The organism is Motilimonas eburnea (assembly GCF_021295345.1).
Taxonomy (GTDB): Bacteria; Pseudomonadota; Gammaproteobacteria; order Enterobacterales; family CBDFNC01; genus Motilimonas; species Motilimonas eburnea.
In genome coordinates this window covers 149,340-161,321 of record NZ_JAIMJB010000004.1, presented here as the reverse complement: position 1 = coordinate 161,321, position 11,982 = coordinate 149,340, and the positions used below count along the sequence as shown (strand labels likewise).

The 11,982-nt window shown below is 47.0% G+C and carries 11 protein-coding genes; 5 read left to right on the top strand and 6 right to left on the bottom strand.

Features of this window, described 5'->3' with window-relative positions; all coding sequences use genetic code 11:
- Nucleotides 1-6: 6 nt before the first annotated feature.
- The 6 genes from K6Y21_RS05610 to rdgC all read right to left on the bottom strand — a co-directional run bounded on the left by K6Y21_RS05610 (nucleotide 7) and on the right by rdgC (nucleotide 3,055).
- The gene (locus tag K6Y21_RS05610; protein ID WP_233070797.1) at nucleotides 7-354 is read right to left on the bottom strand and encodes an Imm8 family immunity protein; all 348 of its coding nucleotides are present in this window, start codon (nucleotides 352-354) and stop codon (nucleotides 7-9) included.
- Between the two features lie 58 nt (nucleotides 355-412).
- Nucleotides 413-787 (bottom strand): hypothetical protein, encoded by a 375-nt coding sequence (locus tag K6Y21_RS05605; RefSeq protein WP_233070796.1) that lies wholly within the window; start codon nucleotides 785-787, stop codon nucleotides 413-415.
- Between the two features lie 37 nt (nucleotides 788-824).
- The gene (locus K6Y21_RS05600) at nucleotides 825-1,271 is read right to left on the bottom strand and encodes a hypothetical protein (RefSeq protein ID WP_233070795.1); all 447 of its coding nucleotides are present in this window, start codon (nucleotides 1,269-1,271) and stop codon (nucleotides 825-827) included.
- Between the two features lie 153 nt (nucleotides 1,272-1,424).
- Nucleotides 1,425-1,709 carry a DUF7684 family protein gene (locus K6Y21_RS05595; RefSeq protein WP_233070794.1) on the bottom strand — a complete coding sequence of 95 codons (285 nt, stop codon included), beginning with the start codon at nucleotides 1,707-1,709 and terminating at the stop codon, nucleotides 1,425-1,427.
- 101 nt (nucleotides 1,710-1,810) lie between these two features.
- Nucleotides 1,811-2,071 (bottom strand): hypothetical protein, encoded by a 261-nt coding sequence (locus tag K6Y21_RS05590; protein WP_233070793.1) that lies wholly within the window; start codon nucleotides 2,069-2,071, stop codon nucleotides 1,811-1,813.
- 72 nt (nucleotides 2,072-2,143) lie between these two features.
- A complete protein-coding gene (rdgC, locus tag K6Y21_RS05585) occupies nucleotides 2,144-3,055 on the bottom strand; it encodes a recombination-associated protein RdgC (protein WP_233070792.1) in 912 nt (303 codons plus the stop codon).
- A 212-nt stretch (nucleotides 3,056-3,267) separates the two neighbouring features.
- Between rdgC and K6Y21_RS05580 the strand changes: the two genes are divergently transcribed.
- From K6Y21_RS05580 to K6Y21_RS05560, 5 genes are all read left to right on the top strand, one after another.
- On the top strand, nucleotides 3,268-4,431 hold the full coding sequence (locus K6Y21_RS05580) for an exonuclease SbcCD subunit D (protein WP_233070869.1): 1,164 nt from the start codon (nucleotides 3,268-3,270) through the stop codon (nucleotides 4,429-4,431).
- On the top strand, nucleotides 4,428-7,481 hold the full coding sequence (locus K6Y21_RS05575) for an AAA family ATPase (RefSeq protein ID WP_233070791.1): 3,054 nt from the start codon (nucleotides 4,428-4,430) through the stop codon (nucleotides 7,479-7,481). The genes K6Y21_RS05580 and K6Y21_RS05575 overlap by 4 nt, the downstream gene beginning before the upstream one ends.
- Nucleotides 7,482-7,706: 225 nt before the next feature.
- Entirely contained in the window at nucleotides 7,707-8,396 is a 690-nt protein-coding gene (phoB, locus tag K6Y21_RS05570; RefSeq protein ID WP_233070790.1) for a phosphate regulon transcriptional regulator PhoB, read from the top strand.
- A gap of 46 nt (nucleotides 8,397-8,442) precedes the next feature.
- On the top strand, nucleotides 8,443-9,741 hold the full coding sequence (gene phoR / locus K6Y21_RS05565; RefSeq protein WP_233070789.1) for a phosphate regulon sensor histidine kinase PhoR: 1,299 nt from the start codon (nucleotides 8,443-8,445) through the stop codon (nucleotides 9,739-9,741).
- A 277-nt stretch (nucleotides 9,742-10,018) separates the two neighbouring features.
- Nucleotides 10,019-11,650 (top strand): methyl-accepting chemotaxis protein, encoded by a 1,632-nt coding sequence (locus K6Y21_RS05560; RefSeq protein ID WP_233070788.1) that lies wholly within the window; start codon nucleotides 10,019-10,021, stop codon nucleotides 11,648-11,650.
- The last annotated feature ends 332 nt before the right edge of the window (nucleotides 11,651-11,982 follow it).

Here is an 11,982-nt window from a genome sequence, read left to right as displayed (position 1 = left end):
CTTCTTTTATTGGTTAGATGGCTTATAATCATGGAACTCCCAACGCATATACTCTGAAATTTTAGTCGCCACCTCATGCCAATCTTGACCTTCGCATTGGCTAAGAATTTTATTAACTCTGGCCAATACTTGAGAAAAAGAATAGTGCTCAAGTAAGATACAATATTGTATCGACTCTTTAAGCCCTACGTTGCTAAACGTTGTGACTCTTACTTGGAAGTAGTCGCCTCCGTCAAAGCCTGTTGGGCCAATGGTGAAGTTAATCCAATAATCAACATCATTAAGATCATCAAAATGATAGGTTTCGATAGGGTCAAAATCCGTGCAGTCGAAACACTTAATTTCAGGCTTCAATGGTCACTCCCTGCATAATGATTCGCTCTTTACCAAGAAGGTAATGCTCCAATAGTTGTTATTTGTGCTTTTTATGCTTTATGTCGCAAACAAATTTACGTTTCATCCAACGGGGCCAGCTCGGATAGACTTGAGACAAATGCGCGTTGACTTTTAAGGCCACATATTCAATGTCAATGTCATCAAAGCGGACGACGGATGCGCTACCTGACGCCATTTTTTCCATGGCCTGCTTGTGAAAGCCACAATAGATGGCATACGACATGATTTCATGCCATTCATTAACCCAGCTCTGGCACAGTTCAATCCGCTCATAGGTTGTATCTAGGGTCGCAAAAACGCCGCGTCCTTCACCCAGCAACTTGCTATCTAAAATGGAAATTTCACGGGGCCAAAAGAGCCTGCTTTCTTTGATTAATCTGGTTAGTTTCATTGATTAAACCGCATAGCGAAATGCTTGGCCTTGTTATTTAGCTTGCAAAGCCAGTCGTGGATAAAATTACTTTTACTTGTTGCATAAAAGCTTTCGTATCTTGATAAGACTCATAGTAAAAATTTGCTATTCCAACTTTAGTAGCGATGGTTTTATTAGCGGCTAATCTATCTATTGGGCCTTTTTCCATGAAAATATTGGTAAATGCATTTGGGTATTCTTTGAATTCATCTGGTGATATTGAAATGTCTTGATGTATTCCGGTAGATGATTGTTTACGTATGGCTGTATATACGTCTATTGATTCTTTGATTTGATTAATCTCAGGCTCATTAGTGAAATATTTGATTGATATAGTGAGTCTTTCATCGCCAGATGAACTTTGATATACCCAGAGGCCTGCATCGGGTGACGAATCTATCAAAGACCAGCCATCTGGCAGTTTTACATGAAACGAATCTTCCTTGATGAAAGTTTCTGACATGGCTATTCCAGATAAAAGTAATAGTGTTGAAAAGAGTAGTTGCTTCATTTTGTATAACAGTTTCTTAGATTCACTTTATGGTGATAAAACACCCAAAAACGTCGGATAGTCATACTCGTAATCTTCGGTAAAGTGCCTGTCCTGTTTTTCTTTCTAAATACGCACAACTTCAACACCCGATTCTTTTTCAATTTTGAACATGTGTGCAAACTCAAGCACATCTTTGACAGACTCGTCGGGATGACTAGTCGTGGTTATGGGGTGAGGGTTAGATCCATTTCCGATGGACAGTTCATCCATGATCTCTTCCCATACTTCACAGTCCTTACCAACCACACAAAAAAGTTGATATCTCTGGTCGAGTACGCTCTGTAGCAGCTTGTCATGCTCTTTTTTATAGCCTGATTCTGATATAAGCACGAATTTAAAATTTTTCATCGTAATTATGTTTTTTCAAGATCCTAGGGGGCAAGAATGCACTTACCAAAAGCTTTGACTGTGATAAATAAGAGATGCCAGCTCTGTCTTTGCTGGTCGTTTTACCACCACGGATTCTCAACTTGTTGGCCTTCTATCTCTTGTGGGCCTCGCTTTTTCCATTCAATGGCTTCATCAATAGTTAACTTACGGATGCCACAATGGACGGCACTGCAATTTTGAATGTGGCCATCAATTAAGGAAATGCCCTCAATATTACTTCCGTATTCATCAACTTCGATGCATAGACATGGGTGGAAGCAGCAACTTTCGAAGTAATCTCCGACTTTTATTATTCCTTCTGAGTTTATTCTTTCTGCCATGATTATTACTACCAAACAAAAGGGATGACTAATCCCGCAAACCCTCAGGCTTGCGGGCATTGAAGGCAGCTTTTACGCCTTCTTATCTTCACCACCCAGTGCTTCTACTAGCGCGGGGATAAAGTTTTCTAGCTCGCCTGTCATTAATGCAAAATCGGCGTCGAAGCGGGCGGCGAAGTCGTCGCCTGAGATGTCTTCATTTTCTTCGCGCAGGACGTCAGAAAATTTAACGCGCTTGATGGCCATGTCTTCACCTAGGATGAAGGACACGTTTTCTTGCCAGTTTAGGGCAAGCTTGGTCACTAGCTTGTCGGCGTCTAAGTGAGCCTTAATTTCTTCGGCGGTTAAATCTTGCTGTTTACAGCGAATAATGCCGCCGTGCTCTAGGGCGCTGCGCAGCTCGGCTTCGTCTTCAATGTTAAAGCCCGCTGGAATGTTGCCTTCGTTTAACCAGTCGGTCATGGTGAGCTCAGGGGGCGTGGTTAAGCCAAGTGGCACCACGGGTAAGCTGCCCAGACATTTACGCAGCAGCGAGATTAACTCTTCGGCTTTTTTCGAGCTGGAAGCATCGACGACTAATAAATCGGATTTTGGGCTGATCCAAGCAAACGTCTGGCTGGTGCGACTAAAAGCACGGGGCAATAGCTCCATGATGATGTCTTCTTTTAGGGCGTCTTTTTCTTTTTTCTTAAGCGGACGGCCTTGGGCATCTTCAAGGGCAAGGGCCTTTTCTTCGACCATGTCTTTGATCACTGGGCCCGGCAGCATTTTTTCTTCTTTTTTCACACACAACAAGATGTTGCCGTCGGCGCCATGGGTTAAGGTTTGGCCGAATTTGCCAAGGGGTTTAACCCAACCAAATTTTGAAATGTCTTGCGAGCCACAAGGCGCAAACTCAAAGTCGGCTAAGGTGTTTTCCAAGGCTTCGATACTGTGCTCAAAAGGACGGGTAAAACGATAAATTTGTAGGTTCTTAAACCACATAGTCTTGATTCACTTATAAAAATATCTGCACGTTTTGCTCAGCCAGCCAAATTCAATTTGCCCTTGTCAATGGCTGGAAAGTGTCAGAAGGGTTGGAAAAATTCACGTAGGTAGGCATGATAAACCATTTTGCGCCGATTATGCTTGCTGGTTTGGGCTTTTTTGGTGATATCTCACTTTTTATCGAACGCGTTTCAGGTGACCTAGGCTTTATGAAATTTCTCCACACGTCGGACTGGCACTTAGGCCGCCAACTTCATAACCAATCTCTATTAGACGATCAGCGTCATGTACTAGGGCAAGTGATAGCTTATGCCAAAGATCATCAAGTAGATGCGGTGGTGGTGGCGGGGGATATTTACGACCGCTCGGTGCCGCCGGCGCAAGCGGTCACCTTGTTAAATGAGGTGCTGACCGAATTAGTTAATGCGCTCTCCATTCCCGTGCTTATCATCGCGGGCAATCACGATGGCCCTGAGCGTTTAGGCTTTGCTAGCGAGTCAATGGGCACGGCGGGGCTGCATATTGTCGGGCCGCTGAGCGCAGCCATTTCACCTGTGATTATTACTGGGCGCTCGGGCGTGTCGGCGGCGTTTTACTTATTGCCTTACGCCGAGCCTGCCACGGTGCGCCATGTGTTTGAGGTTGAGGCCAGTGGCCATCAACAGGCGATGAGCTGCTTACTTGAGCAAGTTAAACAGCAGCACCAAAAACACCCGCAGCATAAAAGCGTGGTGGTCAGCCATTGTTTTCTTGATGGCGGCGAGGAAAGTGAATCGGAGCGCCCATTAAGCATTGGCGGCGCAGATAAAATAGCGCCAACCCTGTTTGCTGATTTTGATTATGTGGCGCTGGGGCATTTACACGGCCCGCAATATAAAGGAGCGCCCCATGTGCGCTATAGCGGCTCGTTATTAAAGTATTCCTTTAGTGAGCAACACCAAAACAAGTCGGTCACCCTTGTTGAGTTAAGCAATGAGGGGGAGGCTAAGTTTGAGTTACTGCCACTAAACCCGCTGCGTGATGTGCGCGTCATTGAAGGCTTGCTGGAAGCCGTGCTCGAAGAGGGGAAAAATGACCCTAACCGCGATGATTATTTGATGGTGCGTTTATTGGATAAAACCGCCATTTTGGATGTGATAGGTAAAATTCGCCAAGTGTATCCCAATGTGTTGCATATCGAGCGCACTGGTTTGATGGCCGAAAGCAGCACCTTAGAGCGGCGCCAAGATCATATTAAAAAATCCGAGCTGGCTATGTGCCGCGATTTTTATCAGCAAGTACAAGGCGAAGCGTTAACCCCAGCCCAGCAAAGCGTACTCGAAGCCGCCATCGAGCAATTACATCAAGCCCCAGAGCAGGGGGGCGCATCATGAGACCCGTTCATTTAACCATGGCGGCCTTTGGCCCTTTTGCCGATCAGCAAGTGGTTGATTTTGAAAAACTAGGGCGTAATCCGTTGTTTTTGCTTAATGGGCCAACGGGCGCGGGTAAAACCTCGATTTTAGATGCGATTTGTTTTGCCCTTTACGGCAAAACCACGGGGGATGAGCGCGAAGCGGCGCAAATGCGCTGTGATTACGCCGATGAGCAAACCTTGACCCAAGTAGAATTGGTGTTTGAATTAGGCGAGCAGCGCTATCGCATTGTGCGTATTCCAGAGCAGCAGCGGCCGAAAAAAAGTGGCGATGGCATGACCGAGCAAAAGCCGCAGGCTGAGCTATATCGCCTTGATGGCGACGCGGAAACCTTATTGGTGGCGAGCAAGGTCAGCGAAGCTAATCAACTTATCGAGCAGTTAACCGGCTTAGACGTGGATCAGTTTCGCCAAGTCATGGTGCTGCCACAGGGTAAGTTTCGCCAGTTATTGATGGCGGATTCCAAAGATCGCGAAAAAATCTTTAGCCAGTTGTTTCAAACCCAGATCTATCGCCAAATTGAAGACAACCTAAAAAACCAAGCGGCCAAGCTGCGTAAAAATCGCGAAGGGCTGGCCAATCAGCGTCAAGGCATTATGGATGCCCTTGAATTGACAGGGGATAACAGCTTAAGCCAAGAACAAGCCGAGCTAAGCCCGCGATTAGAGCTGGCCTTAGGACAAAAAATCGCGGCCAATAAAGCGTATGACGAGGCCAACCAAGCCCTCGCCAGCGCCAAAGGCATTGCCGCTGATTTTGAGCTATTGGCTAAATTAGACGCTGAGAAGCAGCAGTTAGATGCGCAGTTGCCTGTCATCAAGGCCGACCAAACGCGTCAGCAGCAGGCCGAGCATGCGCAAAAAATTGAGCCTAGCTATGCCCAGTTTTTAGCCAGAGAAAAAGAATACCAAGCCAGCGTGAAGGCTTGTGAGCAGCAAACTGAACAACTTCGCCAAGCCGAGCAACACCAAGCCCAGCAAACTCTTGAATACAATAAATTGGGTGAACTAACAGAGCAATTACAGCAGCAACAACAAGGTTTGCAGCAGCTCACTGCTTGGCAAACGCCGGTGGGCCAGCTGAGCGAGTTAAGCGCGAAAATAACAGCCCTTAGCCAAGCTCACCAGCAGCAACAAAAGGTGATAGATGCCAGCAAGCAGCAATTGCAGCAAGGCATGGCGACGCAGCAAGGCAGGCAAAAGCAATTGGCCGAGCAAGGCCAGCTGGCCGACACCTTAGTGCAGCATCAGCAGCATTTATCTCAGCTTGAAACCCAGCTGCAAAGCCATCAACAGTGGCAACAAGCCCAGCAAGCCTTAAGCCAACTGAGTGAGCAATTAAATCAGTCAGTGATCAAGGGCAAGCGGTTAAGCCAATACGCCAACACTGCCGAGCAAGCCAAGTTAACCGCGGAATATCAGCGCCATTTAGGTCAAGCGGCTATTTTAGCCCAGCAATTAGCGCCTAATACGCCTTGTTTGGTGTGTGGCAGTACGTTACATCCTGCGCCGGCGCAACCCGACGCGCAATTGCCAAGTGAAGAGCAAATTGAAGCTTTAACTGAGGCGTTTAATCAAGCCAATCAAGCCTTGCTTAAGGCGCGGGAAGAATATGCCGCCCTAAAGGGCCAGCACGGTGAAAAGCAGCAGCAAGTTAATCAATTAGCACAAAGCTTAGGTGAGTTAACAACCCAAAGCAGTGACGCCTTAGCCCAGCGTTTACAAGGGGTAAAAAGCCAATGCCAACAAGCCCAGCAAGCACAATTGCAAGTGAAACAGCTCAATGAGCAGCTGGCAAATTGGCAACAGCAAGAAGCGCAATTACGCCAGCAAATCGAGCAGCAGCAAGGCCAAGAGCGTGACACTCACGCCCGGCTGTCGCAGTTGCAAGGGCAATTTACCAGTTTAAATGAGCAGATCCCGGCTGAGTTACGCGAGTTAAGCGCCCTGACCAAGGCGATAGCGCAAGGCCAAACGCAAGTAGCTGGATTAGATACACAGATAAATCAAATTCGAGACGCTTACCAACAAGCGCAAACCCAATTGGCCAAGGCGCAAACCGCCGCGCAGGGGGCCGAGCAGCAACAGCAAAGCACTAAGGCGCAACTGGCGCAGGCGCAAAGCCAATTTGAGCAGCAATGTGAAGGGGTAGGCTTTGCCACCCTTGAGCAGTTTAAGCAGGCTTGTTTAACGCCGCAAGCCCTCAGCCAATTGATTGAAGGCCTAAATCAGTATCAAACCCAGTGTCAACGCAATCAAGCGCAGCGAGAGCAATTGAGTGCTAAGTTAGCCGAATTGACTAAGCCCGATTTAGCTAAACTCAATGAGCAATGTGAACGTGCTTTGGCGGCTAAAAACCAAGCAGAGCTAAGTTGGCAACAATTGCAGCAGCGCCAAGACCAATTAACAAAAACCGCCACCCAATTGGCCGGGCTGGATGAAAAGCTGGCAAAGCTTGACCAAGACTATGAAGTGGTGGGCACCTTAGCGGCGGTCGCTAACGGTCAAACCGGTAATAAGATCAGCTTGCAGCGTTTTGTACTGAGTGTGTTACTTGATGATGTATTACTGGATGCTAGCACGCGACTACAATTAATGAGTAAGGGCCGCTATCGACTGTTGCGCAAAGAAGAAAGGGCCAAAGGGAACAAAGCGTCTGGGCTAGAGCTAGAAGTGGAAGATGCCTATACGGGCAAGGTGCGCTCGGTGGCAACCCTAAGTGGCGGCGAGAGTTTTATGGCGGCGCTGGCCATGGCGCTGGGTCTATCTGAGGTGGTGCAAGCTTATGCAGGCGGCATCAAACTGGATACCCTGTTTATCGACGAGGGCTTTGGCAGTTTAGATCAAGAATCATTAGATCTGGCTATTCGAACCTTGATGGATTTGCAAAACAGCGGGCGTATGGTGGGGGTGATTTCTCACGTTTCTGAGATGAAAGAACAGCTTGGCATGCGTATCGATGTCATTAAAAGCTCTTTGGGGAGTCGTTTAGCACTTGTTTTACCTTAGTGTTAGATCGTAATATTCGAGATGTTGTTAGCGGTATTACCGAATTGTTGCTTTGTTTAGCGGGTGTTTGCTGGATTTTTAGTCTGTTTTAGCGAGTTTAGCTTTATGAGTAAAGCAAACGTCATAAAAATATCACTTTTCTTACTTGAACCGTTGCAGGTGTCATATAAGTGTCATACAAAGGGCTAATAATGCAGACAATCGTAACAAACATAGAGTTTCAAGATGTCTAGAAGAATACTGGTGGTAGAGGACGAAGCGCCGATTCGAGAGATGCTGTGCTTTGTATTAGAGCAAAAAGGCTATGAAGCGATTGAAGCTTCTGACTTTGAGATGGCATTGGAAAAGTTAGTTGAACCGTTTCCAGATCTGATTTTATTAGATTGGATGCTACCGGGAGGAACCGGTATTCAACTGATTAAGCAGTTAAAGCAAGACGAGATCACCCGGCAAATTCCGGTGGTGATGTTGACTGCCCGAGGCGAAGAAGAAGATAAGATCCGCGGCCTTGAAGTGGGCGCAGATGATTATATTACTAAGCCGTTTTCACCCAAAGAGCTGATGGCGCGATTAAAAGCCGTGATGCGCCGCGTGTCGCCCACGTCACTGGATGATGTGATTGAAGTGCAAGGCCTTAAGTTAGATCCTGTTTCCCATCGTGTGAGTGCCAACGATAATCCATTGGAGATGGGGCCGACAGAATTTAAGCTACTGCATTTCTTTATGACCCACCCAGAGCGCGTTTACAGCCGCGAGCAGTTACTCAATAATGTGTGGGGCACCAATGTTTACGTTGAAGACCGCACCGTAGATGTCCATATACGTCGGTTACGTAAAGCGGTGGCCAATGAAGGCCATGATCGCTTGATTCAAACCGTGCGTGGTGCAGGTTATCGCTTTTCGACCAGAATGTAGTATTGGCATTATTGCCATTAGATAGTTAAGGAAAACGGTACTTTCTATGTTACAACCTTTCTCTTGGATGGTACTGTCTACTCGCGTACTGTTTTTCTACCTGCCTTTCTTTGTTGTTGGGTTCTTTCTTGAAGCCATCACAACCTGTTTACTTATCGCTACGGTGATCCACTTAACCTGGCATTACAACAACCAAAAGAAGTTAGCCGATTGGCTTTGGCACGACCGCAGTCTTATTCCTCCTGAGGGCAAGGGCAGCTGGGAGTTAGTGTTTAATGGCATCTACAAGCTACAAAAGCGCCACCGCGTGCGCCGTAAAGAATTGGCCAGTGTGATCCGCCGTTTCCGAGAAGGGGCCGAAGCTTTGCCCGATGCGGCGGTGGTGTTCAAAACCGATGGCAGTATTATTTGGTGTAATCGGTTGGCTGAAGGCATTTTAGGCTTTCGCTGGCCCGAAGATGCGGGCCAACATATAGGTAACTTGATCCGCACACCGGCATTTGTCGATTACCTTAAAGCGAGGCAGTTTGATCAGCCGTTGGAGCTGGTGTCGCCGGTACAAAGTGATAAGTTACTCGAATTTCGTATCATGCCTTATACCTCGGGCCAAAATATGCTGGTGGCACGTGATGTGACCTTGATCCGCCAACTGGAAGCCATGCGTCGTAATTTTGTTTCCAGTGTGTCTCACGAGCTGCGTACGCCTTTGACGGTATTAAAAGGTTACTTGGAGATGATGGAAGATGCGCCCGATGCCAGCTCTGCCATGTGGGTTAAGGCCCATCATGTAATGGCAGAGCAAACTGCGAGAATGGACTCGTTGGTTGAGCAACTGTTAACCCTCTCACGCATTGAAGCGGCGCCCGAAGTCGACTTGGATCAAAAGGTAGATGTACCGGCCATGTTGTCCTTGGTTGAAAAAGAGGCCATCGCTTTGAGTGGTGATAAAGCCCATCTGTTTAAGTTTGATATTGAGCCTGATTTAAAGGTATTTGGTGATGCGGAGCAGTTACGCAGTGCCATTTCTAACTTGGTTTATAATGCCGTGTACTACACGCCTAAGGATCGAGAAATTGCCGTGACTTGGCGCAAAGAGGCTGATGGGGCATTTTTTAGCGTGCTCGATAAAGGAAACGGCATTGCCCCAGAGCATATCTCACGGCTAACGGAGCGTTTTTATCGCGTCGACAAAGCGCGTTCGCGTGAAACGGGCGGCTCGGGTTTGGGGTTGTCCATTGTTAAGCATGCCTTAAGTCATCATGACAGTGTATTAGAGATAGAAAGCCAAGTGGGCAAAGGCAGCCAATTTAGCTTTAAAATTCCGACAAAGTTTATTTGTCATTGATACCTACATCATTTAGTGGCTAATGTTTATTCATCCCTTTATTCCAGAATAAAGTTTCAAAGTAGTGCGTTGCAATTATGTTGCTAAAGTGTTTCTTGTTAACGCCGGGGCGCATTTTAACCTTAAAAATCAATTAATAATCACCTTTCATTAAACTGCGATGTAGCTTGCCAAGGCCATATTTGCGCTTTAAATCATCTCTGATATATTGCTGTGTTGTCTCTAGGTGAGAATTATTCTCATCAATGATAGAACGCACAATACTGGGATGAAATTAATGGACTATATCAAGAACCTTTCGGTTAAAAGTAAAATAACCTTTCTGGTCTCGTTTGCTTCGCTGGCAATTTTAGCCATGGCTTGGTTCGGTGCGCTTGAGCTAAAAGACAGCATGCTGGATGAGCGCAAGCAGCAATTGCAGTATCAAGTAGAAGCCTCCCTAGGGGTATTTGAATATTACCAAGAGCAGGTTGAAAAAGGTGAGCTTGAACTGGAGCAAGCACAGCAGCTAGCATTCGCTCAGCTGGCCGAAATGACTTATGGAAGTGATGGCTACTTCTTTGTTTTCAACGATGATTTCATCCTTAAAGCAAGTTTAAAAGGATCCAGTAAAATAGGCTCAAATGTGGGCGCTGTGCAAGACAGCTTTGGTGTCTATGTGTATCGCGATATATTACAAGCGGTGCGCTCAGGTGGTGGCTCAGGTTATTTACAGTATCACTTCCCTAAAGTGGCGGGTGGCATTCCCGACGCCAAACTTTCTTTCGCTGCTGAATATGCGCCATGGCAAGTAATTTTGGGTACAGGTGTGTATCTGGATGACGTTGAACAATTGTTCCAAGCCCGCTTGTGGAGTAAGGGGGGAACCTTTGTTGTTATTCTGCTGTCATTGATTGCTATTTCGTGGCTGATCATCTTGTCGATTGTCCGACCTTTGCGCCAAATTGTCGCCGCCATGACCCAAGTTGCGAAGGGTGACGTTACGATCCGTGTTGACGTAGACAGTCAAGATGAGATGGGAGTGTTAGCAAAAGAAATCAATACCATGCTTGATGCCTTCCAAACCTTACTTAAGGCTGTGAGCCAAAGCTTAACCACGTTAAACCTGTCTGCCGATGAGCTGGCTGTGATCGCCAATCAAACCAATACTGGCGTACAAAAGCAAATGGGTGACGTGGAAAGTGTGGTGAGTGCGGTTGAGCAAATGACCTTGGCGGTGAAAGAGGTCGAGGCTAGCACGACACAAGCATCAGAGGCCACCAGTGAGACCAACGATGTGGTGCGTGAAGCTAGCCACTTGATCAATGAGACCTTAGATTCGATTAACCAAGTGTCTAGCCAGGTAGAGCACGCGGTGAAGGTCGTCAACGAACTGGAAGCGGGCTCAAGTGAAATTGGTGAGGTGCTGAATGTGATCTCGGGAATTTCTGAGCAAACTAACTTATTAGCCCTTAATGCCGCGATTGAAGCCGCACGTGCCGGTGAAGCGGGACGCGGTTTTGCTGTGGTAGCCGATGAGGTTCGCAGCCTAGCCCACAGCACCAAAAATTCAACCATCGAAATTCAGAAGATGATTGAAAAGCTGCAATCCTTGGCCAAGAGCGCTGCATTAGCCATGGAGCAGGGACGTGAGACTGCGCGAGAAAGCGTGGCTGCAGCAGGTAAAACCGGTGATAACTTGAACCTAGTGGTGAAGCAAGTTGAGCGCGTTAACGACATGAATCATCAGATTGCTTCATCGACGACAGAGCAAGCAGCCGTGGCTGAAGATGTTGCACGCTCTATGGTCAACATCAGTGTGATTTCGACGCAAACGGGCGAGGGTAGCCAAGAAACCTTAGCTAATAGTGCCAAGGTTAAACAATTGGCCGATGAAGTGACCAAGCACATTTCTGCATTTAAGGTGTAGTTAATAAGTTGTAGTTAAGGTGTATTTGGAACCAGTGATTTGTGGGAGCCTCAGTCATGAGGCGATAACAGCTGTTGATTTGGTTGATTTTATCGCTGCATTACTGCAGCTCCCACAGGGCTATTCTTCCTGTAATAGTTGCAGCTAGTGATTTGTGGAAGCCCCAGTCATGGGGCGATAACAGCTGTTGATGTGGTTAACTGTATCGCTGCATTACTGCAGCTCCCACAGGGCTATTCTTCCTATAATAGTTGCAGCTAGTGATTTGTGGGAGCCTCAGTCATGAGGCGATATCAGCTGTTGATTTGGTTGATTTTATCGCTGCATAACTG